Origin of the sequence: Synechocystis sp. PCC 6803 substr. PCC-P, from assembly GCF_000284455.1 — a bacterium.
Lineage (GTDB): Bacteria > Cyanobacteriota > Cyanobacteriia > Cyanobacteriales > Microcystaceae > Synechocystis.
Window position 1 is genome coordinate 1885180 of sequence record NC_017039.1, and the last position, 24025, is coordinate 1909204.

A 24025-nucleotide genomic window follows, 5' to 3' on the forward strand; every position below is an offset into this window, starting at 1 on the left:
TGTGTCTTCATCCAATAGTCCTTCCGAAATGGAGCCCCTAAGCCGTACCCAAATTTTGGGGGTGATGGGATTCACAGCGGTGCTACTGCTGATCATTGCTAAGCTTTGGCAATGGTGGGGGGATGTCACCCTGTTAAAAATCAGTTTTAATGTTCCAGACGCTTTATTGGGATTGGGTTTAGCAACTGCAATCATTCTGACCAGTGGGTTAATTTATCGGATTTGGCCTGCCTATCGGGTCAGTGCCGATGCCTACCTTGCCTTTGTGATTAAACCCCTGGTATGGGCAGATTTGCTCTGGTTAGGACTATTGCCCGGTTTAAGTGAAGAATTACTGTTTCGGGGAGTGATGCTTTCCGCCTTGGGGGGAGGTGTTTTGGCGGTGGTGGTTTCCAGCCTAGTATTTGGCGTTTTGCACCTCAGTAGTACGGAGCAATGGCCCTACGTGGTGTGGGCAACGGTGGTGGGGTTAGTGTTGGGCTATGGGGCGATCGCCAGCGGCAATTTAATGGTGCCTATTGTGGCCCACATTCTCACCAACTGGGTTTCCAGTGCCCTATGGAAATTCAACCACCGTCAAGGGTAAAAGGGTAATTAGTGAAACTAAATTAGGTTGAGTTTGATTCCCCTTAGTGCGTTATCTGGAAGAATTTCAACTCGATTAACGTCTCTGTTCGGAGGCTAGCCCCATTGCCCGATCGCCGAAGGATGGGGTTATAATGGCAGGGAAGTAACTACCGCGTTGGTGACTGCCAACAACGTTTTTTGATCTATGCTTGAAAAATAAGGGTGTCTCTGTGCATTCTGCGTGGTAGTAGACCGGGCTCGTACCCGGAAACGAAAACGAGAATTGATGACTCCCCCCTGGTTACACCAGGTCATAAACTGAGGTAAAACGGCGTGGTGGTGCTTCTCCTCTGCTTCTCAGGTTTATCCCTCCCCCCAGAACGGGTTTGAGCTGATTGCTCCCGATTTTTTCCGTCATTCTACATAGTTACCCCAACGCCCTAAGCCAGGGATTCCGGCAGTACTTCTACCTGTTCCTCGGTATCGATTTCTTCGTTCTCAGTTTTTCCAGCCCGCATATCATCAATCACTTTCTTGATCACACTGGCGATCGGTACGGCTAGCAACACGCCCAGTAAGCCAGCTATTTCCGCCCCAATAAAAATTGAAATTAAAATCCAGACCGGATTTAAACCAATTTTGTCCCCCATTAATTTAGGCGCAACACCGTTGTCGGTAATTTGGTCAATGACAATGGCGCTGACAAAAAATTTCACCGCTACAACCCAGCCTTTTAATAACAAAACTAAGGTTCCAATCAGGGTAACTACAGCTCCAGCAAAAGGAATTAAACTAGCTAACCCCAAACTGAAGGCAAAAAGAATGCTGTAGGGAATGCCCAAGGCCATAAAAACCACTAACCTAGCCATACTGGAACCAGCGGCAAGAATTAAACGGCTAATGAAATAATCTCGAAAAATTTCACCGGCATATTGGGGGATTTTTTTCTCCCAGGGTGAGGGTAACCAACTTAGAATTCCCTGCCAAAAAGTATCTCCTCCCACCAGCAAGAAAATAGTCAAAACCAGAATGACCAGGGTATCTACCACCCCACCGATGGTTTCCGTTAATACTTTTAAACTGATTTGTCCGATGCGGTCTAATTCCTTGCTTAAAGTTAGGTAAGCTTTCTGAAATAAATCATCGACATTGACCCCCGCATTATCCAAAGTTAAAAACAAAGTAGAGTTTTTCAGGTTGGCTAAATGCTCTTGACTGCCGCTGAGCCAACGGGGAATATCTTGGGAAAGATTGCCCAATTGATTACCCATTAAGGGAATAAGGGTGATGCCTCCCAAGGCGATGAGGGCAAAGCTGATGGTGATGACAGCAAAAATTGCCAGCCTTTTACCAATCCCTTTACTGACCAAAAAATTGATGGTTAATTTGAGCAGGAAAGTCACTAGGGTGGCAATGATGATGTAGTCAAAGAGTTCCCGAAAGCGATTAATAATCAAACTCAGCAAAACCCCATTCAGAAAAAAGATGGGAAAAATCAACATTAGCTTCAGCCAACCCGGTAAAGATTTAATTAACTGAGTCATTATTAATAGCCACAAAAGTAGAATAAATGATTAAGTTTATAGTCAGGCTAAAAAAATATTTGTGGAACTTATTTAAGTATACTCAAAGGCTTTGGCAACGTTACAAGAACACCTTTAGATTAATTAAAAAGAAGATCAAATTTCCATTGCCTGATAAGTATAAAACTGCTTCATTACCCCAATGGTTTGAAACTCATAGGTAGGAAAAGGATCCGGCAGAGATAATGTGGTTTGGTAAATACTAAACAACAAAAAATTTTGCTGATTAGTAGTTTGGGCGATGATTTGTTTAATTTGTGGTTGTCCTGCATCCACCAAGGTTTTGCAATAACTCTGCACGAAGCCGCCAAAATCCGCAGGCGCTTTGGGACAAATCTCGGTTTTTAGATAGGTACTGAGGGTTTCCACTGCGTAGTCTTCATAGTCAGGCTTGCCCGGATTGCCGATCGCCATCAGAGCACCACTGGCCAATACCATCACCCCTCCGATCGCCCCAAACACCGATAGCATTCTCATCAGGGATGTACACTCCCATCGGGCATAATTGTTTTTGCCAAGTTTATGCCGCTAATGTGACTATTTTGAAAATTGACATTACGTAGGTCTGCCCCCCGTAAACAGGCATCGATTAAATTGGCGCCCCGGAGTATGGCCCCGGCCAATAAAGCTTTTTCCATCAAAGCATACTCAAAATTAGCATTCTGGAAATTAGCTCCCTGGAAAATAGTGCCCCGCAGGGCGCAACCGGCACAGTTAATCTGCTCCTTGTTGGGGAGAGCTTTAAGATGAATTTCCGATAGATTAATCAAACTGAGGTTAACTTCCTTCATCAATGCCCTGCCTAAATTCGCTCCTTTCAAATTAGCTTGACTGAGGTCTGCTCCCTGCAGAAAAGCCTCCTCCACTGTGCCATGACGTAATTGGGCTTGACTTAGATTCACCTTATACAAATTGGCATGGTCAAAGTTGGCTTTGCGAAAATCGGCCCCACTCAAATCTGCCCGACTGAAATTAGCCTCTGCCAGATCAACTCGTGTGAGATCGGCCCCACTCAAATCCGCTCGACTGAAATTAACTGCTTCTAGGATTGCTCCCTGGCAATCGGTTTCCGCCAAGTTAGCCCCTTCTAAATTTGTCCGTATTAACCGGGCTTGCTTGAGCTTGGCATAGGCCAAATTGGCTCCACTGAGGTCACAATCGGTTAGGTCCGCCCAACTGAGATCTGAATAGCTTAAATCTATGCCAGTCAGGTCTGACCCGACAAATTTCACTCCCATCAAACGGGCATGGCTTAGGTTAGTACGCCGTAGCTGGGCTTCAGATAAATTACTGCCGCTGAAGTTGCCATATGCGAGCAGGGCCCGGTTGAGGATAATGCCCACTAGATCGGACTGGATTAAATCGGCATGATGTAGTTCAATGCGGCTGAAATCCCTAGTGCCCTGGCCATATTGCCAAAGAAGTTGCTCAGTTTCCATTGTGTCCTGACGGTGGTGGGAGGGGAGAGCAAAGCGGTGTGTTCTGACGACCAGACATAAACCAACTCTGTGGGCATTGTGCCCAAAAAAGCTGACTTACCAACACACCCAACGGAAAAAAGCAATAGGTTCTAGGCGGCGGAAGTTTGCCAATGGAGATAGGGCAATTTTTCAGCGGTGGCGGCAATTTTCCCCTGATTTTGCACCAGTTGACCACAGGTGTCCCATTGGCCATCCAGCAACATTTGCTGGGCCCCGTCGGAGAGAATTACGGGAAAACTCCGATCGCCGTAGGTAACGGCAGCGGTGGTTAGGTCTAAATTCACTGCCAAATTAGGATCGGCGGTAATGGCTTGTTGTAAATCGGCAATCTGACCATGGGGGGCAGTGACACAGGGCACACCGTTGGCCAAGCAGTTACCCAAAAAGATTTCAGCAAAACTTTCCCCAATGATGGCCTTGATACCCCATTTAATAATGGCTTGGGGAGCGTGTTCCCGGCTGGAGCCACAACCAAAGTTGCGGTTGACCACCAACACTGTGGCGTCTTGGTATTGGGACAGATCAAAAGGATGGTTGCCCCCCTGTTGCTGGCGATCGTCGGCAAAAACATGTTCCCCCAGACCGTCAAAGGTGACACAACGCAAAAAGCGAGCGGGAATGATGCGGTCAGTGTCGATGTCATCCCCCACTAGGGGCAAGGCCTTACCCTGGATTTGTTTAACTTGGCTCATGATCTTCGGTAACGGTGTGGCAGTTAACCGCTATCTTAGCAGGGGCATTGCGACGTTTTAAGACCGCATTAATAAAGCCGCTAAAAAGGGGATGAGCTTGGTTGGGACGGGAATGGAATTCCGGGTGAAATTGGCAGGCAATGAAAAAGGGATGGTGGGGATATTCAACGATTTCCACTAGGCGGCCGTCGGGGGATGTGCCACTGACCACAAAACCAGTATCGGTGAATTGGGTGCGGTAGGAGTTATTAAACTCATAGCGGTGGCGGTGCCGTTCGTACACCACTTCCTTTTGATACAGGGAAAAGGCCAGGGTATCTGGGGCAATGCGACAGGGATATAGTCCTAACCGCATGGTTCCCCCCAGATCCACCACATCCTGTTGTTCTGGCAAAAGGTTAATGACTGGGTTGGGGGTTTCCGTTTCAAATTCCGCGCTGTTGGCTTCCGGTAATTTGGCCACATTTCTAGCCCATTCGATGACGGAGCACTGCATACCCAAACATAGGCCCAAAAAGGGCAGTTGATTTTCCCTGGCATATTCGATCGCCTGGACTTTGCCGTCCACCCCCCGAATGCCAAAACCGCCGGGCACTAACACGCCGTCCACATCTTTCAGAAAGGTGGCTGCCCCTTGGGCTTCAATCTCCTCGGCACTGATCCAACGCAGGTGGAGTTTGCTGTCACTGGCGATCGCCGCATGGCCCAGAGCTTCCACCACGGAAAGATAGGCATCGCTGAGTTGGACATATTTACCCACCAGGGCCACGGTGATGTCATGGTGGGGGGACTGCATTTTTTCCACCAGGGATTGCCACTGGGACAAATCTGGCGATCGATTTTCCATTCTCAGCAGTTCTAGGGTCTGGTGGGCCAACCCTTCCTTTTCCAAAATTAACGGCACTTCATAAATACTGCTGGCATCCTGACAGGTGATCACCGATTCCACCGGCACGTCGCAGAATTCCGATAACTTTTCCTTCATACCTGGATGCAACGGGCGATCGCAACGACAGACCAAAATATCCGGCTGAATACCGATGGAACGTAACTCCTTAACCGAGTGTTGGGTGGGCTTGGTTTTCATTTCCTTGGCGGCGGGAATCCAGGGAATGAGGGTAACGTGCATGTAGATAACGTTATGGCGACCCACCTCTTTGCGGAATTGGCGAATCGCTTCCAAAAAGGGCAGGGATTCGATATCTCCCACGGTGCCGCCAATTTCTGTGATTACCACATCGGGGTTCGTGTTCTGGGCCACCCGGAGAATTCTTTCCTTAATCTCGTTGGTAATGTGGGGAATAACCTGTACAGTGCCCCCCATGTAGGCTCCTCGTCGTTCCTTATTAATCACTGCTTGGTAAATGGACCCGGTGGTAACGCTGTTGAGGCGAGACATGGAAGTATCGGTAAAACGCTCGTAGTGTCCCAGATCTAAATCTGTTTCGGCTCCGTCTTCAGTGACAAACACCTCCCCATGCTGAAAGGGACTCATGGTGCCGGGGTCCACGTTGATGTAAGGATCAAGCTTAAGAATGGAAACGGAATAATGGCGGGATTTTAGTAACCGTCCCAGACTAGCGGCCACAATGCCTTTACCAATGCTGGAGACCACTCCCCCAGTCACAAAAACAAACTTCGACATTGGCCAAACTCCCTACAAAGTGCGCTTAAATCCCCGCCCATTTTACCGGAGATACCAGCCAATAACTAAACCTAACCTCCAATTGAGTACTGCCTAACTTGCTAGCAAGATTGGTTGATCGTGTAAAGCCATTAATTTTTCTCTGGGAACCGCCAACATGGCATAAGCCTGACCATCTCCGTCGGCAAACTCGACTTCAAAAGCTTCCCCTCCCCCCAGGATCTCAATAATTGTCCCAACTTGTCCCTGACGCAATAGAATTGGCTGGCTTGTCAGAAAAAGCTTGGCAGTAATATCTTCTTTTAACGCCACAAGACTATGTAGTTGAAGGTTGTCCATAAGTGTAATTTCCTTGATGCTAATTGCGAATGGGATAAACATTGGTTAGTCGAGGATAGGTCTCCCCGGGGCGGATTATCCAAGCACTAAGTACTTTCGCTGTTCCAGTGGTAGTGGTCATGGGAAAAACAGCCACATAACGTTCTCCGTACTGGTCAGAATCTGTCAATTCAAAATTTTGATAATGAGCGGCTACTTTTCTGAGCCTAGTAATAAGAAAGTCTTGGTTATCTATTGTTATACCCAATTTAGCTCGAAAAAGTCTAGCTTTATGTTTGCCATTAGGATGGTTTAGGTTAAGGGAATAGGTCTGTAGTTTATCAGTTATTTGCTTCACATCAGCTTGGTTTCCGTAGGGCAATTTCATAACTTAGATTAAAAATATCCCAGAACTTAATTCAGGATAGATGTTACAGCATCGATTAGTATGATCATAGGTTTTTCCTCAGGGGTTTTGCCATGACCGATCGCCTTTCCTATTTGCTTTCCTGGCTCCGACAACGGACGGAATTAGGCCAACTTGCCCCGGAGATTCTGGAGGCGATCGCCAGCCAATTAATTGAATTTTCCCTGGCTAAGGGTGAAAGTCTGCCCAAAGATAGGGACAAGGGAACGGACTTGTACATTCTTGGTCAAGGACAGTTGGAATCTGATGCCCGGAAATTTTGTTTATTGCCAGGGGCAATTATTAATCTAGAGGCATTCATAATTGATAGTCCCCTAGAACAGGATTTAGTCGCCCTTACTGACTGCCAATTGTGGTATTTACCAGGGCAAAAAATGCGGCAATTGCTGCAAGATTATCCCCAGATAACTCAGGCTTTTTCCCAACAATTGGTGCAGGAACTCAGGGAACTGAATGCCCAATTATTTTTTGAACAGGAAAAACAGAAGATTTTACGCCCCTACCTCGTCCCTGCCGCTAAGCGAGCCATTATGGGTAAAAGTCGCTATGCCCAAAAGCTCCGGGAGCAAATTAAAGCAGTATCAACAGATCAAAAGCCAGTATTATTGTTCGGAGAGCCGGGACTGGAAAAGGATAACACCGCCGCCCTGATTCATTTTGGCTCAGCCCAAGCCCAACGGTCGGTGATGGTGAAGGTCAACTGTGCTCTGCTATCCGCCAGTGGTCAAGAACTCTTTGGCACCAATCAAGGTAAACCCGGAATTTTAGATGCCTTGGGTCAAGGAACCTTACTGTTGAACAATATTCAGGAATTGAAACCCCAACTTTTACCGGCGATCGCCAACTTAATTTGTGAAGGTATTTACCAACCGGTGGCCACAGCAGGGGGAGCAGAACCAACTTTTCGCCATAGTCAAGCCAAGGTAATTGCCATTGCTGAAAACATCATTCCCAAGCTTACTTCCCTATTTACTAACACCATTAAAATTCCCCCTTTGCGGGTAAGAAAAGCGGATATTGAGGATTACGTTGACTATTATTTAAGTTTAATTTGTCGCTCCAAGGGCATCGAAGTTCCTAACCTAGCACCGGAGGCCCTGCGTCGCTTACAAGCCTACGATTTTCCTAATAATATTCGGGAATTAAACAATCTAGTGGAACGGGCGGTAACCCAATTACAGGGCGAAAAAGTAATTACCGAGGAAATTATTTGGCCTTCCCAAGGTAAGAAACAATTATTTCGTCTGAATTTACTCAACCGTTACCCGCAATTACGGCAATTTTTACGCAGTGCCTGGTGGCCCGATCGCCTCAATTATGGCTTCACTGTGTTCGCTTTCCCAGTCATTGTGGCTATTCTTTTTCTAGGGCCCCAAACTAGGGACCAAAATTTTGCATTGAATTTATTTTGGGCATGGTGGTGGCCCCTAGTGCTATTGGGATTTATTTTTGTTGGTAGACTTTGGTGTGCGGTTTGTCCCTTTATGATTTACGGAGAAATTACCCAAAAATTATCTCTCTGGCTCTGGCCGAGGAAACTGAAAAAATGGCCGAGGCAGGCAGCGGAAAATTGGGGTGGTTGGTTTCTCTTTGCCCTTTTTGCCCTAATTTTACTCTGGGAAGAACTGTGGAATTTGGAAAATACTGCTTATCTTTCTGCTTGGTTATTACTGTTAATTACCGGGGGAGCTATGGTTTGCTCCGTGATTTTTGAGCAAAGATTTTGGTGTCGTTACCTCTGTCCCATTGGCGGCATGAACGGCATGTTTGCTAAATTAGCTATCACAGAATTGCGGGCCCAACAGGGAACTTGTTCGGCAGAATGTACTACTTACCAGTGCTACAAGGGAGGCCCCGCTAAGGGGGAAGGTCAAGCCACTGAAGGCTGTCCCCTGGGTACCCATCCGGCCCAACTAACCGACAATCGGGATTGTGTACTATGTATGACCTGTTTAAAAGCCTGTCCCCATCGTTCGGTGGAATTTAATCTGCGTCCCCCGGCGATCGCCATTGTTACTACCCATACCGTGCGCCCTTACGAAGTAGCCTTATTGTTGTTACTCCTGAATAGCGTTTTATTGAGGAGATTACCAGAATTTATCCAGGTATGGCATTTATCGCCAGTGGGTACATTTATTGACCATGGTTTTCTGTCCCTCGGTTTACTATTTTTACCAGCTTTATTGCCACTAATCGCCTACTTTTTGATTCCCGCTCCTAAAGTTGGGCAAAAAATTCCCTTCATTAACCTAGCCTACGGTCTATTGCCTCTCACTTTAGCGGCCAACTTAGCCCATTATCTCAACTTGGGTTTGGGGGAAGCGGGGCAGGTGTTGACCCTAGTGCCAAAAACTTTCCACTGGTCTTTACCCTTTGATTTACCGATGTTGGTGGCGGATCCAGCGGCGATCGCCTTTTTGCAAGGTATGCTGCTTTTGGCCGGGGTACTTTGGTCGATTTTTCTCAGTCAACAGTTAGGTAAACAATCCTTTTTCAATCTTCTGCCTCACCACAGCACCGTTGTTGGTTTAATGCTGATCTTTTGGAGTGTGATTGTTTAACTTCTTCCATACTTCTCATAAGGCGATCGGAAGGGAGTAATACCATCTAATATTGCCTTCCCTCCCGATGTTGGTTTGATTCAATTAGGATCAATTAAGGTTTCTTTTGATATCCACCATTGGATGGGGATTGGTAATAGACCCCTGAACCTTGATTAGGAACAAAATGGCAAGCCCAGTAGGACTTAAAAAAAGCTTGCCAAATTGGCTCGTCAGAATATCGATAATATTCCCCTAAAATGGGCTTGATGGCTTCAGTCGCCCGGCGTAACTTGTAGTGGGGCATATTCGAGAAAATATGGTGGGCGACGTGGGTGCCAATGTCATGGTGAATGGGGTTAATGAAGCCGTAATCCCGATCAATGGTGGAGAGGGCACCTTTGAGAAAATACCAGTCATCACCACGATACCAAGGGATATTGTCTTCAGTGTGATGTAAAAATGTGACCAAATCTAACCACACCACAAACACGAGGTAGGGGGCAACATAAAATTTCAGCAAAAATAGCCAGCCAAATTGCCAAGTTAAAAAGCCAAGGAAGCCGACAAAGGCTGCAAGGGCAAAGGTGCTGGTGAGAACAGCTGCTTTTTCTCCGGGACGGAATAGGGGACTGCCGGGCATGAAATGGGAGCCTTGCCGGTTTGGCGATCGCCGAAATAGATAAATGGGGTAGGCGATCAGAGGCAAGTAAAAACGTAGAAGTTTTTCATACCAGGCCATTTGGTTATATTTTTGCTCCGACACTGGATACCAACTTTCGTCGGTGTCGATATTGCCCGTGTTGGCATGGTGAGTACGATGACTAATACGCCAGCCATGGTAAGGCACCAAAATTGGCGTGTGGCTGAGATGACCAATCCAATTATTAAGGGTTTTGGATTTGGAAAAGGAGCCATGGCCACAATCATGGCCCACCACAAACAGGGACCAGAATAGGGTTCCCTGAATTAACCAAAAAATCGGATAGAAGAACCAGGAATCAAGGTAGGCCGCTAGAGCATAAAACCCGGCAATTAAACCAACATCCAAAAAAAAGTAGCCCAAGGACCGGACTACCGATGGCTCAAAACAATCCGCTGGAATAGCGTTTCTGAGCTCTTGGAGGGTAAATGGTAATTCTTCAGTTTTGGGGTAAGGAAGCTTTGTTTGAGGCGATGAAATTTCTAGACGCACGTATTTATCTTAGGGGCTATGACGGCAAAACAATCCTATGATTCTATCCTAAATCTTCAAAGAAGGCTGCCGTTGGAAGATGAAAATTCGGCAGTAAGACCAATTTTGACTAAGACAGAAAACACACTAAGGAGAATACTTGATTCAAATTTGTGTAGAGAAAGGACGATAAAAAGTTCAAATGTTTATAAATACGCAACTCTGATCAACTTTATGGACTAAAACGTCAAAACTTTAAGACTGCAATGGAATGGGGGCTAGTTTAACTTCTACGGCGCCAACCTCTGTCTGTGCCATTGACCATCAAGCAAATTAAATTGCAAACGGTCATGGAGACGACTAGGGCGGCCTTGCCAAAATTCGATGCGATGGGGAATCACTCGAAATCCTCCCCAGTGGGGGGGGCGGGGAATGGATTGGTTTTCGTATTGTTTTTCCCAACGGGCTAGATTGTCTTCTAACTCCTGGCGATCGCCAACAATCCGACTTTGGGGAGAAGCCCAGGCCCCCAATTGAGAACCCCGGGGACGGGACTGAAAATAGGCATCGGATTCTGCCGGATCAATTTTTTCCACTTGACCATCCACCCGTACCTGTCTTTCTAGGGCCGCCCACCAAAACACTAATCCTGCCCAAGGATGGGCCGTTAACTGTTGCCCCTTGGCACTGTCATAGTTAGTGTAAAAAACGAAGCCCCGCTCATCCAAACCCTTGAGCAGCACCATACGCCCCACCGGATGGCCTTCCTCGGACAGAGTGCTTAAAGTCATAGCATTGGGTTCTGGCAACTCAGCGGCGATCGCCTGTTGGAGCCATATGTGAAATTGGGCAAAGGGATGGTCTGCCACCTCAGCCTCGATTAAACCCCCCTGGGTATAGTTCAAGCGTAAATCCGCGAGGGAAACCCCATCCATAAAGCCTGCGTCCTCCAACTGGTGATCTTCACAGCGGGCAGTTAACATAAGGAATTATGACACCATCTGCGGCGAGTCATGCCATTGATACCCTGATCGAAATGGCCCACCAAGGGGAGATTAACCCCTGGGACGTGTCGGTGATCGATGTAATTGATCGCTTTTTGCAGGATCTGGGCATTCTCAACAGCCTCGACCTGAATTTTCAACAGCAAAATTTACCCCGTTCTGGCCAGGCTTTTCTTTGGGCCTCCATGTTGGTGCGCTACAAAGCTGACAGTCTCCACAATTTGGAGCAGGAACCAGAAGAAGTTTTACCTGAAGCTGAGCTAGAAGAATGGCCCGATGGTCTAATTGCCCGGTTACCAAGGGATTTAGAAAATCGTCTGCGTCGCCGCACTGCTGTCCCGCCCCTACAACGTCGTCGGGTTACCCTGGCGGAATTAATTGATCAGATCGAGGCGATCGCCGTTGAAATCGAAAAAAGCGAACAAAAACCCAAGCGGGTGAAACGGGCCCGTCCCCAATCCCGGCGGGAAGCACTACAAATCATTACCGAATTAGCCCACCAGGAAAATTTAACTGAGTTAGCCAGCCAATTGGAACAATTTTTACAAACCCGTCTGCCGGAAATTTTGCCTGATTTACCCCATCGTTCCTGGGTAGATTTGGATACATTACTCCACTGTTGGCATCATCATTTAGATCCAGATAAATTGCCGGATAAAAAAGATAAAGTTGGCGTATTTTGGGCATTACTATTATTAAGTTCCCAGTCGAAAGTATCTTTGGCTCAGGAAGAGTTTTACCAAGATTTACAAGTTCAAATTATTGATGACTCTGAAAAAAATATACAGTTAACCTTAGATCCAGAAACAGAAGTGTTAAACTCAGCCTAGTATGCAAGCAATTACTCTTAAATGCTAAATATTTCTTAGTTGCAAATCTAAAGACTCATATGAGGAGTTAGATGTCAATCTAGTTGCATATAGATTCATTAAATCTTGGATGGAAATCAATTTAACTTCTATAGAATTAATTGCTTGAATTTTTCGAGAGTGTTGACGACTAATTATCCAAACTTGCTTATGATCTTCATGAAATTCTTCAACTATTCTATCTGAAAACTCTATTCTGCCTTGCTTCAATTGACTACAGTAATTAATGATTTGTTGACTTTTAAGAGTTTCAATGTCTCCCTTTGCCAAGGTACAGTCATAAATGACTGAAAGATTAGTAGTCCGAAAAAATCCATCCGCCTTACCAGCTTGTTTTTCTCCAAGGAAACTTTTGATAGTTACAATTCCTAGTGACTTTAATAATAAAAAGGTATATTTTTCAAACTCTTGCCAGTTATTAGTAGTAGCTAATATCGGAAAAAAGTTAGGGCAGATATCTGAATTATTTTCCCACGAAAGGTCTTTGGATTCTACTTCTATAGAGCTTGATTGAGACAAGTTATCAGCAGAAACATGCATTTGTCCAGAAGCGATACTTATAAGTTGATGTAATACACGCTCAAACTCCAACATCTCATCTTCAAAAATTCTTATTTTTGATCCCACAAACTTGTCTCCAACCTTCTTGCGTTGATCGATAACAATATATTTTGAGCCATTTTTGGCTACCTTTAACTCAAAAAAATAATTATGGGAACCTGAGAAATAGCGAGCTTTATGCAATAATTCTCTTTCTTCTCTTGTGTACCATTGCTCTGAATTATCCATTTTCGTAATTATTAGGAATGATTTGATTTTCTGAATAACTATAAACCGGAATTTGAATAAAATGATCCGGCTCCTGATTGTCTAGAACAGTCTGTTGTAAACACTCTACCGTTGCTGGCGAAAAAAACTGCTCTCCAGTTTCTTCATTAACCCGTGCTGGGACGTTTTCAATAATAATTAACCGACCATTTAAACTAAGGGTGTAATTTACCCTTTTTTCAACCAGAGTTTTGTTGTCCATTATTGGTTTCTCTCCTTCGAGTGATCAGCAAGGTCATTACTGGATTGTTGAGGTGGGTATCTAAACCAAATTACACGGCGATCGCCATTGGGGAGGAGAGGCCTGGGTCCGCCCATGGTTAGGGGATGGGACCGATCAGATTCTCTGGCCAGGGCAACCCTTTGCTACAGTTGAATTGGTTACAAATAGTTAAAGTTCCGTCCCGCCGTTAAAAGTCTATGTTTGATGCCTTAGCCGATCGCCTTGAAGATGCCTGGAAGAAGCTCCGGGGTCAGGACAAAATTAGTGAAAGCAATATTAAAGAGGCGCTTCAGGAAGTCAGGAGAGCCCTGTTGGCGGCGGACGTGAATCTCCAGGTGGTCAAGGGTTTCATCAAAGACGTAGAGCAAAAAGCCCTCGGTGCGGATGTGATCAGTGGGGTTAACCCAGGGCAACAGTTCATCAAAATTGTTTACGACGAACTGGTAAACCTGATGGGGGAAAGCAACGTGCCCCTAGCTCAAGCAGAGCAAGCTCCCACCGTCATTCTTATGGCCGGCTTGCAGGGGACCGGGAAAACCACCGCCACGGCCAAATTAGCCCTCTATCTCCGCAAACAAAAACGCAGTGCCCTGATGGTGGCCACGGACGTTTATCGCCCCGCCGCCATTGACCAACTAAAAACTCTGGGGCAACAGATTGATGTGCCTGTATTTGACCTGGGCAGTGATGCCAACCCGGTGGAAATTGCCCGCCAAGGGGTGGAAAAAGCCAAGGAATTGGGAGTCGATACGGTCTTAATCGATACCGCCGGTCGTTTGCAGATTGATCCCCAAATGATGGCGGAGTTGGCCGAAATTAAACAGGTTGTTAAACCTGACGATACTCTACTGGTAGTAGATGCCATGACGGGGCAAGAGGCGGCCAATTTAACCCATACTTTCCACGAGCAAATTGGTATTACCGGAGCAATTCTTACCAAGTTAGATGGGGATACTAGGGGCGGTGCAGCCCTATCGGTGCGGCAAATTTCCGGCCAGCCGATCAAATTTGTCGGGGTGGGGGAAAAAGTGGAGGCCCTGCAACCTTTCTATCCCGATCGCCTAGCCAGTCGGATTTTAAACATGGGGGATGTGCTGACCCTGGTGGAAAAAGCCCAAGAGGCGATCGATGTCGGGGACGTGGAGAAGTTACAGAACAAGATTCTCGAAGCCACCTTCGATTTTGATGACTTCATTAAGCAAATGCGCTTTATGAAGAATATGGGTTCCCTAGGGGGTCTGCTGAAAATGATTCCCGGCATGAATAAGCTCAGCAGTGGCGACATCGAAAAAGGGGAAAAGGAACTCAAGCGCACCGAAGCCATGATTAGTTCCATGACCACGGAGGAAAGGAAGAATCCCGATTTATTAGCTAAATCCCCCAGTCGGCGTCGTCGCATAGCCCAAGGATCGGGTCATAGTGAAACCGATGTGTCTAAGCTAATCACCAATTTCACCAAGATGCGGACCATGATGCAGCAAATGGGCATGGGAGGAATGCCTGGAGGTATGCCAGGGATGGGAGCAATGCCAGGCATGGGGGGAGGTATGTTTGGCGGTCAACCAGGCCCAGGTTTTCGAGGTTACAGAGGTGGTGGCGGTAAGCCGAAAAAGAAAAAGAAGAAAAAAGGTTTTGGCCAGCTTTAATGTGTTATTTGCCTAGTCTTATTCTGCTCCCTAAATTGACTACTTCATGGACAATGGGGAGCAAATTTTATCTTAACTTCTCTGTAAAATTAGGAGAGGTTAATAAGATTTGCTGAGCTTATCTGCAAATATTTTGTATTGTCTGAATCCGTTGTCAAAATCTTGATAAAAATGATTGATTTTAACTATTTTAGGCAAAATTTAGATTTATAGTAGTTTCAAATAAAGCTGAGACGCTAAACGCCACAGTAAGAACGGATAATTTCATCAAGAGACGTGTCAATAGGAGCGTACATTCTAGCTCGTTTCAAGGCACTAAAGTCATGCTCAATATCATTTAAATCAGGAGAATATTTCGGCAAAAAAAGAACTTCATGACCTGCTTCTTTAGCCAATTCTTTAATGGCAGTTTTACGATGAATAGGAGCATTATCCATTATTAATATTGATGGAATGTCGAGGGAGGGTAGCAAATATAATTTTAACCATCCTTCAAAGCCTTCTGCATTCAAACTCCCGGTAAAAACCATCGGCGCAATCAAATCTTTTTTTCCTTTTCTTCTCCCTGCTACTAGATTTTCTCTGACTCCCCTTTTTCCTTGTCTATCTCCATAAACTTTTTTTCCTTTTTTTGACCAGGCATAAATACAAGCCTGGATTGCTTCGAATCCAGATTCATCTATGTAAACTATAGCTTGACTACCATAGAGCTTAATTAGTTCTCTTAACATTCTATAGTACTTAACTCGTTCCTCCCGGTTTCTTTCTCGATAACGTAGTTCTTTTTTTTTCTGTTTATTTTCATTTTCTTTAATGCGTAATATACGGCACTCGGCCTCACTCCAAATTTCTTGGCTCTGTCTATCAATCTTGCATCGGGATTTTCTTCTACGTCTTTTTTTAGAGCTTCCCAGTCTAATTTCCTATGGCGACGCTCTACTTTTGTTGGGCTTAAATCTACTCTATTTAACCATCTGTATATCGAGGCTTTTCCTATTTTATATATCTTGGAAGCCTCAGTTATTTTTCCTCCAGCTTCTATATAAGCTACTACCCTTTGCCTTAAATCTAAACTGTAAGCCATTGTTTAAACCTGTTCATTTTGTACACTCCATAATTTTACATTAAATTCTCTCATCGTTAATTGAAATGACTATAAAAATCAAACTTGCAGAGCTTTATAAACGAGTTGATTTTTCCAAATAACCAAGGCAACAATGCTCCCCAACAGTGCAACATCAAGCCATGGGAAGCAATGCCCAAATGCCATTAGTTAGCCGGGGAAACCTTAAGCTTGGGCCAGGAGTTTACCAATTAATTGATTAGTCAACTTTGGATCTGCCTTGCCGCCAGTACGTTTCATGACTTGACCGACAAAGAAACCCTGCATATTGCCCTTACCACTGCGGAATTTTTCCAACTCCTTGGGATGGTCAGCAATGACAGCTTGGATGATGGCAGTCAACTCGTCGGGGTCAGAAATTTGCACCAAGCCCCTAGCTTCAATAATTTTCTGGGGAGAGCCACCTTTTTCCAGCAACTCCGGCAGAATATCTTTGGCAATTTTGCCGCTAATGGTGCCTTTGGTAATTAGATCAATTAACTCCGCCAGGGCCGACGGTTTCAGGGCCAGCCCGCTGATGGTCAAACGGTTGTTGTTGAGGTAGGCGGCAATGTCCTGGGTAACCCAATTGGCCACTGCTTTCGGGTCAGCTCCGGCATTCACCGCTTCCTCAAAATAGAGCGCCACATCCCGGTCTTCGGTCAATACCCGGGCATCATAGGCAGATAAACCCAGTTTCTGTTCATAGCGGGCCCGTTTGGCACTGGGGAGTTCCGGCAAGGTTGCAAACCAAGTTTGTTTCTGTTGCTCGGACACTTCTAAGGGGGGCAAGTCCGGTTCAGGAAAATAGCGATAATCGCTGGAGCCTTCCTTTTTTCGCATGCTGATGGTGCGCTGACTGCCTTCCTCCCAGAGGCGGGTTTCTTGGTAAATCTCCTCCCCGTCGGCGATGGCCTTAATTTGCCTTTCAATCTCATACTCGATCGCCTTTTGGATGGCGCTAAAGGAGTTCATGTTTTTGATCTCCACCTTGGTGCCAAATTCCTTTTGCCCCACCGGACGCACAGAAATATTTACATCACAACGGAGGGAACCTTCTTGCATATTGCCGTCGCTAATGCCTAGGTAACGCACCAGTTGGCGTAAAGACTGGGCATACTCCGCCGCTTCCTGCCCCGTGCGTAAATCCGGCTCCGAAACAATTTCTAGTAAAGGTACCCCAGTGCGATTGAAATCCACCAGGGAATGGGTTGACCCCGCCAGGCGATCGCTCCCCGCATGGACTAATTTGCCCGCATCTTCCTCCATATGTAAACGAGTGATGCCAATGGTTTTGCGGGTAATCTCTTTAGTTTTTTTATCCACCAACTCAATTTCCAAGGAGCCATGCTCCACAATGGGCAAATCAAACTGGGAAATTTGATAGTTCTTAGGTAAATCCGGATAAAAATACTGCTTGCGGTCAAACTTACTGTAGGGGGCAATCTGGCCATTGATGGCTAAGCCAAGTTTAACCGCCGCCGCCAACACTTCTTCATTGAGCACTGGCAGAACCCCCGGATAACCCAAACACACCGGACAGACATTGGTGTTGGGGGGACTGTCAAAATCAGTGGAGCAATTACAAAAAATCTTACTAGCTGTGTTGAGCTGACAGTGGGTTTCTAGCCCAATAATCGCTTCGTAATCGGTTTTAACAGCAGTGGCAGTCATGAATTTCCGGCAGATTGGCTTCCTCCCATTCTGCCATACTCCCGCCGTCCAACGGGCACTTTTCTCCCTCACTAACCCCCAGCGGCGATCGGATCAAAGCCTAGGATTTTTGCTGTTTTTCCGGCTTGGGACGGGGGAATTGGGAAGGAGAGGGGAAGTTTTCCACTGGCATATTTTTGATGGCCTGACTCATAAAAGAGCGCCAAATGGGAGCGGCATAACCCCCTCCTGAAATCCCCTTACCCAGAGAACGGTTAGCATCATCTCCAATCCAGACGGCGGTGGCCAATTGGGGCACATAACCCACAAACCAAACGTTGCGCTCATTGTCTGTGGTGCCAGTTTTGCCAGCAGTGGGACGCCCTAGGTAGGCCGATTTACCTGTCCCTCCCTGGACAACGGAAGTGAGCACTGAAGAAGTACTAGCCGCAGCCCAGGGATCTAACACTTGTTGGGGCTTGGGAGTATTGTCTAGCAGGACATCTCCCCGCACATTGGTAACCCGCAAAATTGCGGTGGGCTCAGAATACCAGCCATTGCTAGCTAGGGTGGCATAACCTACGGCCATATCCAATGGAGTCACATCCACCGACCCCAGGGGCAAGGAAAGAACAGATTGCAATGGTGTTTTAATGCCCATCTGCTTAGCATCCTCAATCACCTTATTAAGGCCAACACGACTACCAATCAACACCGCTGGAATATTGGCAGAACTGGCCACTGCCTGGCGAATGGACATAGAGCCGGAAAAACCGCCGCCATAGTTTTTGGGAGAATAGAAACCTGCTCCGTCTCTCAAACTGATGGGACGGTCTTCAATGGAGGAATCGGGGGTGTATTTTCCACTGGCAAAGGCACTGTAATAAACAAAGGGTTTAAAGGCCGAACCCGGCTGACGACGGGAAATGGTGACCCGATTAAGTTGGCTTTTGTTGTAGTCCACTCCCCCGGCCATGGCTTTGATGAAATGGGTTTCCGGCTCCACCGCCACTAGGGCAATCTGTAAATCCTTTGCCCTTCCCATGCGTCCCCGCAAACCGCTATAGGCGGACTTGACAGTTTTTTCCGCCAGCTTTTGGGTGTCGTAGTCAACGGTACTTTGTACTCTCAAACCGCCCTGGGCCAAGGCTTCTTTCCCGAATCTAGTTTCCAGTTCAGCAATAACTGCATCGGTAACGTAGGGCAATTTGCTGTTTTGCCAAGCAGTGGGTTGACCCAACTTGTTCTGGAGGGGTTCTTTTTTTGCTGCCTCGGCCTCGGCAGGGGTAATCCAACCAATACTGACCATGCGGTCTAGTACGACTTCCTGGCGTTCCTTAGCCGCAGTAAAGTTGTTGAAAGGGCTATAGGCCTCCGGGGCTTGGATCATGCCAGCCAACATAGCCGATTCGGCCAAATCTAGATCAGCAGCGGATTTTTTAAAGTAGCTCTCAGCCGCCGTTTGGATACCGTAGTTATTATGGCCCCAGTAGATATAGTTGAGGTACATGTCCAAAATTTGGTCTTTGTCGAATACCTGTTCGACTCTAATCGCCAAAACCGCTTCGGCCAATTTGCGGGTAAAAACTCTTTTTTGGCTCAGATAAATATTTTTTACCAACTGCATGCTAAGGGTAGAAGCCCCTTCGCTTACTCCACCACTTTTAAAGTTGACTAACAGGGCCCGCCCAATGCTGTTGGGGTTGATGCCTTGGTGTTTATAAAAATTGCTGTCTTCGATCGCCAGTACGGCACGTTTTAGGTTGGGAGAAATTTCCGCCAGGGGCACAATTTTGCGATGTTCTTCCCCGTGGAGGCTGAGCAATTCCCGTCCTTTGGCATCGTAGATATAACTGGTTTGGGCGGGCACGTAGGAAGTTAGACCCCGCACATCGGGTAGATTACGAAAACTAAAGGCCAAGCCAGCCACCCCTCCTGCCACCACAGCGGTAGAAACTAGACCCACCCCCAGAAAAGTGGTGCCGGTGGTGCACAATACCCGCTGGAAAAAATTAGGCTGGGCTTTGGCTTTGACCTTGGTGGAAGACGGTTTTAGGGTGCTAGTGGATGACACGGTGTAAGAACTTCCTCACGCCAGGAAATGGAATTTGTAACCTTGCAGACTCAGATGATTAAAATTAGCTACTCCCCAGGAACAATTTTCCCCGGAATTAATCTTAGTTTAGCTTACCGACATTCGCCCAGAAGTCAACTGAACTAGGCTAACCCAGTCCCAAGCTCGCTTAGAGGGGATTTTTTGCCAAAATCAACTTGAATGGGACAAATTAGCGGGCCAGTTAGCGACATTGGGACCAAGCCACTGGCGACAGGCCGGAATTAAATACTCTGCTAAATGTTGGGCGTCTACCCCCAGAATTGTTCTTTGTTGAGACGCTAAAATACCGGCTTGGGCATGCCACCAGGCTGCTGTTGCCACCCTTTGGGCAAGGTCAAATTTTTCTGGCTGGGCCAAGATACCCCCCATTAATCCCGTGAGGACATCCCCACTGCCTCCTCGGGCTAGGGCTGGAGTACTATCTTTGATTGCCCAGGTGGGGCCCGTTGGACTAGCAATGACCGTTTTAGCCCCTTTGAGCAGCACTGTGGCCTGACACATGGCCGCCGCTGTTTGCACTGCAGTGAGGCGATCGCCTTGGTCAATGTCGGGAAAAAGTCTTTTAAATTCACCTCCATGGGGAGTTAACACGGTGGGGGCTGTCCGTACTGCCAATAGGGGTAGTAATTGTTGCTGAGCCAATTGGTTGAGACCATCGGCATCCAAAATCAGGGGACAATTAACCGACAAAACTTCTTCCACCAGGGGGCCCACGTCCGAGCCTAACCCTGGTCCAAGGGCCACAGCACTGTAACGGGATAGGTCCAAATTGCCCAAACCGGCGATCGCCCCGGAGGGAGTTTCCAAAAGACCTTTCACCAAAACTTCGGGACATTGACTGTGGAGCAAGGCCTTAATCCCCATGGGCACCGCCACTGTCACCATCCCCACCCCACTGGCCCTGGCCCCCAGAGTGGTTAGCAACGCTCCCCCGGCATACTGTTGAGAACCGCAGATCAGTAATAGGTGGCCCTGTTGATACTTGTGGGTCACTAACGGGCGACTGAGGGGCAATGTTTGTTGAGCTTGGTCAGCTCCAAGGACTTGCACTGGCCAAACTTCTCCTAAAACATTGGCGATCGCCTGGGGGGGTAAGCCGATGCCCAATAACTCCGTCTGACCTAGGTGGGCCAAAGCCCTGTCCTGAAAGTAAGCTCGTTTCCAAAGACCAAGACAAAAACTCCGGTCTGCCTCCACTGCTACACCTAAAATTTCCCCCGTATCTGTCTCAATACCTGAAGGTAGATCGATACTGACCACGGGGATAGGTAGATTGTTGATAGTTGTGATTAGGTCGGCGATTGCTCCGGTGATAAGTCTAGTTAAACCAACGCCGAACAAGGCATCAATAATCAGATCGCAATGGGCCAAAGCCTGGACCCCATCCACCCAAGGGATGCCCAAACTTTTGCCGTAGTCAACGTGGTTTTGGGTCAGGGGTTTTAACTTGTCCAAGGGCTGTAAAACCTGAACCTGGTAGCCCTGGAGCTTTAGTTCCCTCGCCACCACTAAACCATCGCCACCGTTATGGCCCGGGCCCACCACCACCCCGATGCGGGGATATGTGCTGAGGGGATAGAGCGTTAGCAATCTCTGGGCGGTCTGTAGAGCCGCTTTTTCCATCAAGGCCGCCACTGGCATACCCTGGGTGAATAGCCAATTTTCAATCTCCTGCATTTGGGCCGCACTGACCACTGCCCGGAACCATGGAGACGTCACTGCCATAATCTTTTTCCTTCAACTCTTAGGCCAATGCTGGATCAACCAACGGCGAATAGTGTTGGAGTTGCCATTGATCCAAATACTCATACCAGGACTGCAATCCTTTCCCCGTGCGGGCAGACACTGCAAAAATTTGGGCTTGGGGGGCCACTTGCCGTAGGTTTTGCCAAGCCAGCTCTGCATCAAAATCCACTGCGGCGGCAATGTCCTGTTTGGTGACTAAAATAACCTGGGCTGATTTGAAGGTGGCGGGATATTTAAGGGGTTTATCCTCCCCTTCTGTGACGGAAAATAATACGACCCGTAAATCTTCCCCTAGATCATAGGTGGTGGGGCAAACCAAATTACCAACATTTTCAATGATCAATTGATCGATATTGTCTAAATCTAACTTTTGGGCCGCCTTGGCCACCATTTCCGCTTCCAGATGGCAAATATTTCCTGTGGTGACCTGAATGGCGATCGCCCCGGCACTGCGGAGACGTTGGGCATCGTTATCGGTGGCTAAATCCCCCACAATGACGGCGGTGGGATGGTCTTTTTGTCGATCGCCGACCATTTTTTCGATCAGAGCAGTTTTACCGGCTCCGGGAGAAGAGAGGAAATTCATCACCAGTAAGCCCTTAGCCTGGAAATAGCCCCGATTCCTTTCCGCTAGGCGGTCATTCTTGCTGAGAATGCCTTGGCCAATGGCAATGGACTGGCGATCGGGTTCAATGGTCACAGTCTGCTGACTTGGACTTTTGCTGTAGTTGCCATGGTGGTGATGATGTTCTTGCTGGTCATGGTCATCATGGCTGTGGGCAAAATTTCCATCGCCATGGTGATGGTGGCTATGGGCAACGGTTCCCACCGCACTACAACCGCAGTTTTGGCACATAATAACCTTCCCCCTCGGGCGGAAATATTAATGTTATGACCCCATGGTAAGAGAGGATGCTTGAAAGAGGTTCTACTTTAATTGCCATTTGGCACAGTAATCTGGAATTGATGGTGGAGACCCAGGTTTGTCTTTTCTGGCTCCATTGATTAAATATCCAATTTCCCAGCCCCATTTTTGTAATGACAGCTCCCCTAACCCTCAACTTACTCCAAGGTTCTGTTCGTTTTCCCTTTAGTGCCGAAGCGGCGATCACCCTCCAGGGGGAGATCAACCAATTGGTCAATCAATTAAAGGCCATTGGTGCTCAGGTTAACCAGGGAGGCCGACCGGAGAAGCAACAGAATTTGGAATATTGCCACAGTGGAGAAGTCTTTTTAGAAGTATTTTGCAACCCAAATATTTACCCCAGCCCCTTTGCGGCTAAGGTATTGCTCACACTACGGGATGACCGGATTCGTTTGACCACGGAAGCGGAATTGCCCAGACTCATTGAAGATTTGGCTGAATATCTAGCCCAGCATGGTTAGATCCAGCCCTGGTAAACCTTGTAAACAGTGCCCAACCAATGTCTTCCCTGCCCAAAAATTTTCTTCAACCTCTCCCTCTCCAACCAGGCGATCGCCTCACTGTGGTGTCCCCCAGCGGTAGTCTGCGGGAATTGGCGGACTTGCAAAAAGGGGTGGATATTTGGCGATCGTGGGGCTACGAGGTAATTTTCAGCCAAGGTTACCACAATCGCTTCGGCTACCTAGCGGGAACAGATCAACAACGTAGGCAAGATTTACTCCACGCTTGGTTAGACCCCCAGTGTAAAGGAATTTTATGTAGTCGGGGGGGCTACGGCTCCGCCCGGTTGCTGGAAGATTGGCAATGGCCGGCAATTAGCCAACCAAAATGGGTGTTGGGTTTTTCCGATGTCACAGGGATTTTATGGAGTTTGCTCAAATCAGGTATTATCAGCCTCCACGGCCCTGTGTTGACTACCCTCAGCGATGAGCCGGATTGGGCCCTGGAACGGTTGCGTGGGCATCTTCAGGGTCTTCCCCTTGCACCATTGACCGGGAACAGTTGGCAGAAAGGAATGGCCCGAGGGCGTTTAGTGGCAGGTAATTTAACCGTTGCTACCCATTTTTTAGGAACAGAATGGCAACCAGATTTTGAAAACGTAATTTTGGCGATCGAAGATGTGACCGAATCCCCCTATCGCATTGACCGCATGGTGACCCAATGGCGAGCCTCCGGCAATTTATCCCAGGTAGCTGGCATTGCCCTGGGGCGGTTCAGTGAATGTGAAGCTCCCGCCGGATTCCCCAGTTGGACAGTGGAAGAAGTCCTTGGCGATCGCCTGGGGGATTTGGGCATACCAGTGGTGGCGGATTTACCGTTTGGTCATGGCGGCGTCAATGCCATTTTGCCCGTGGGTAGCAAAGCGGAATTGGATGGGGACGCTGGCACCCTCAGCTTTTTGTAAAGTTTTATCATCTTTTGCCTCCGGAGATATTCATTGTCATAGCTCCGGTATTAATGCTCCAGATTGGTCTGGGCAATAGCT

At 47.3% G+C, this 24025-nt stretch carries 23 protein-coding genes and 1 other RNA gene; 7 read left to right on the top strand and 17 right to left on the bottom strand.

Annotation, left to right across the window (positions count from 1 at the left end; all coding sequences use genetic code 11):
• Position 1: 1 nt before the first annotated feature.
• Complete coding sequence (locus SYNPCCP_RS08955; protein ID WP_010872916.1) at positions 2 to 586, top strand: CPBP family intramembrane glutamic endopeptidase; 585 nt, start codon at positions 2 to 4, stop codon at positions 584 to 586.
• A gap of 142 nt (positions 587 to 728) precedes the next feature.
• Positions 729 to 914: non-coding RNA, 6S RNA (gene ssrS / locus SYNPCCP_RS16590), on the top strand.
• Between the two features lie 93 nt (positions 915 to 1007).
• Here the strand turns inward: ssrS and SYNPCCP_RS08960 are convergent.
• From SYNPCCP_RS08960 to SYNPCCP_RS08990, 7 genes are all read right to left on the bottom strand, one after another.
• A complete protein-coding gene (locus SYNPCCP_RS08960; protein ID WP_010872917.1) occupies positions 1008 to 2111 on the bottom strand; it encodes an AI-2E family transporter in 1104 nt (367 codons plus the stop codon).
• A gap of 135 nt (positions 2112 to 2246) precedes the next feature.
• Positions 2247 to 2621: a DUF4359 domain-containing protein gene (locus SYNPCCP_RS08965; protein WP_231848028.1), complete on the bottom strand. Its 375-nt coding sequence runs from the start codon at positions 2619 to 2621 to the stop codon at positions 2247 to 2249.
• Between the two features lie 5 nt (positions 2622 to 2626).
• A complete protein-coding gene (locus SYNPCCP_RS08970) occupies positions 2627 to 3589 on the bottom strand; it encodes a pentapeptide repeat-containing protein (RefSeq protein ID WP_010872919.1) in 963 nt (320 codons plus the stop codon).
• Between the two features lie 131 nt (positions 3590 to 3720).
• Entirely contained in the window at positions 3721 to 4323 is a 603-nt protein-coding gene (gene leuD, locus SYNPCCP_RS08975) for a 3-isopropylmalate dehydratase small subunit (protein WP_010872920.1), read from the bottom strand.
• Complete coding sequence (gene pyrG / locus SYNPCCP_RS08980; protein ID WP_010872921.1) at positions 4310 to 5968, bottom strand: glutamine hydrolyzing CTP synthase; 1659 nt, start codon at positions 5966 to 5968, stop codon at positions 4310 to 4312. The genes leuD and pyrG overlap by 14 nt, the downstream gene beginning before the upstream one ends.
• Before the next feature lie 93 nt (positions 5969 to 6061).
• Positions 6062 to 6349, bottom strand: coding sequence for a DUF4926 domain-containing protein (locus SYNPCCP_RS08985; RefSeq protein ID WP_020862333.1), 288 nt, complete (start codon positions 6347 to 6349; stop codon positions 6062 to 6064).
• Entirely contained in the window at positions 6327 to 6674 is a 348-nt protein-coding gene (locus SYNPCCP_RS08990; protein WP_010872922.1) for a DUF6883 domain-containing protein, read from the bottom strand. Before SYNPCCP_RS08990 ends, SYNPCCP_RS08985 begins: the two co-directional genes overlap by 23 nt.
• Before the next feature lie 92 nt (positions 6675 to 6766).
• Here SYNPCCP_RS08990 and SYNPCCP_RS08995 point away from each other — a divergent pair, with 92 nt between their 5' ends.
• Positions 6767 to 9274 carry a sigma 54-interacting transcriptional regulator gene (locus tag SYNPCCP_RS08995; RefSeq protein ID WP_010872923.1) on the top strand — a complete coding sequence of 836 codons (2508 nt, stop codon included), beginning with the start codon at positions 6767 to 6769 and terminating at the stop codon, positions 9272 to 9274.
• A 94-nt stretch (positions 9275 to 9368) separates the two neighbouring features.
• Here the strand turns inward: SYNPCCP_RS08995 and SYNPCCP_RS09000 are convergent, their stop codons facing one another.
• Entirely contained in the window at positions 9369 to 10319 is a 951-nt protein-coding gene (locus tag SYNPCCP_RS09000; RefSeq protein WP_020862332.1) for a fatty acid desaturase, read from the bottom strand.
• 398 nt (positions 10320 to 10717) lie between these two features.
• The gene (gene pdxH, locus SYNPCCP_RS09005; protein ID WP_014407112.1) at positions 10718 to 11362 is read right to left on the bottom strand and encodes a pyridoxamine 5'-phosphate oxidase; all 645 of its coding nucleotides are present in this window, start codon (positions 11360 to 11362) and stop codon (positions 10718 to 10720) included.
• A gap of 56 nt (positions 11363 to 11418) precedes the next feature.
• Here pdxH and SYNPCCP_RS09010 point away from each other — a divergent pair, with 56 nt between their 5' ends.
• The gene (locus SYNPCCP_RS09010) at positions 11419 to 12261 is read left to right on the top strand and encodes a segregation/condensation protein A (protein ID WP_010872926.1); all 843 of its coding nucleotides are present in this window, start codon (positions 11419 to 11421) and stop codon (positions 12259 to 12261) included.
• Positions 12262 to 12285: 24 nt separating this feature from the next.
• On the opposite strand, the gene SYNPCCP_RS09015 is transcribed toward SYNPCCP_RS09010, so the two are convergent.
• Positions 12286 to 13089 (bottom strand): hypothetical protein, encoded by an 804-nt coding sequence (locus tag SYNPCCP_RS09015; protein WP_010872927.1) that lies wholly within the window; start codon positions 13087 to 13089, stop codon positions 12286 to 12288.
• Complete coding sequence (locus tag SYNPCCP_RS09020) at positions 13082 to 13330, bottom strand: YgiT-type zinc finger protein (protein WP_020862330.1); 249 nt, start codon at positions 13328 to 13330, stop codon at positions 13082 to 13084. The genes SYNPCCP_RS09015 and SYNPCCP_RS09020 overlap by 8 nt, the downstream gene beginning before the upstream one ends.
• Before the next feature lie 218 nt (positions 13331 to 13548).
• On the opposite strand from SYNPCCP_RS09020, the gene ffh reads away from it, so the two are divergent.
• Entirely contained in the window at positions 13549 to 14997 is a 1449-nt protein-coding gene (ffh, locus tag SYNPCCP_RS09025; protein ID WP_010872928.1) for a signal recognition particle protein, read from the top strand.
• 236 nt (positions 14998 to 15233) lie between these two features.
• On the opposite strand, the gene SYNPCCP_RS16885 is transcribed toward ffh, so the two are convergent.
• From SYNPCCP_RS16885 to hypB, 6 genes are all read right to left on the bottom strand, one after another.
• Positions 15234 to 15821 (bottom strand): transposase, encoded by a 588-nt coding sequence (locus tag SYNPCCP_RS16885; protein ID WP_308417040.1) that lies wholly within the window; start codon positions 15819 to 15821, stop codon positions 15234 to 15236.
• Positions 15722 to 16081 carry an IS630 transposase-related protein gene (locus SYNPCCP_RS17630; protein WP_010871315.1) on the bottom strand — a complete coding sequence of 120 codons (360 nt, stop codon included), beginning with the start codon at positions 16079 to 16081 and terminating at the stop codon, positions 15722 to 15724. Before SYNPCCP_RS17630 ends, SYNPCCP_RS16885 begins: the two co-directional genes overlap by 100 nt.
• Before the next feature lie 204 nt (positions 16082 to 16285).
• Positions 16286 to 17773, bottom strand: a complete 1488-nt coding sequence (gene gatB, locus SYNPCCP_RS09040; protein WP_014407113.1) for an Asp-tRNA(Asn)/Glu-tRNA(Gln) amidotransferase subunit GatB — start codon at positions 17771 to 17773, stop codon at positions 16286 to 16288.
• Between the two features lie 100 nt (positions 17774 to 17873).
• Positions 17874 to 19826: a transglycosylase domain-containing protein gene (locus SYNPCCP_RS09045; RefSeq protein WP_010872930.1), complete on the bottom strand. Its 1953-nt coding sequence runs from the start codon at positions 19824 to 19826 to the stop codon at positions 17874 to 17876.
• A gap of 192 nt (positions 19827 to 20018) precedes the next feature.
• Positions 20019 to 21593, bottom strand: coding sequence for an NAD(P)H-hydrate dehydratase (locus SYNPCCP_RS09050; protein WP_010872931.1), 1575 nt, complete (start codon positions 21591 to 21593; stop codon positions 20019 to 20021).
• Between the two features lie 19 nt (positions 21594 to 21612).
• Positions 21613 to 22470, bottom strand: a complete 858-nt coding sequence (hypB, locus tag SYNPCCP_RS09055; protein WP_010872932.1) for a hydrogenase nickel incorporation protein HypB — start codon at positions 22468 to 22470, stop codon at positions 21613 to 21615.
• A gap of 182 nt (positions 22471 to 22652) precedes the next feature.
• On the opposite strand from hypB, the gene SYNPCCP_RS09060 reads away from it, so the two are divergent.
• Positions 22653 to 23000 carry a hypothetical protein gene (locus SYNPCCP_RS09060; protein WP_010872933.1) on the top strand — a complete coding sequence of 116 codons (348 nt, stop codon included), beginning with the start codon at positions 22653 to 22655 and terminating at the stop codon, positions 22998 to 23000.
• 38 nt (positions 23001 to 23038) lie between these two features.
• Entirely contained in the window at positions 23039 to 23944 is a 906-nt protein-coding gene (locus SYNPCCP_RS09065) for an LD-carboxypeptidase (RefSeq protein ID WP_010872934.1), read from the top strand.
• Positions 23945 to 24025: the final 81 nt, after the last annotated feature.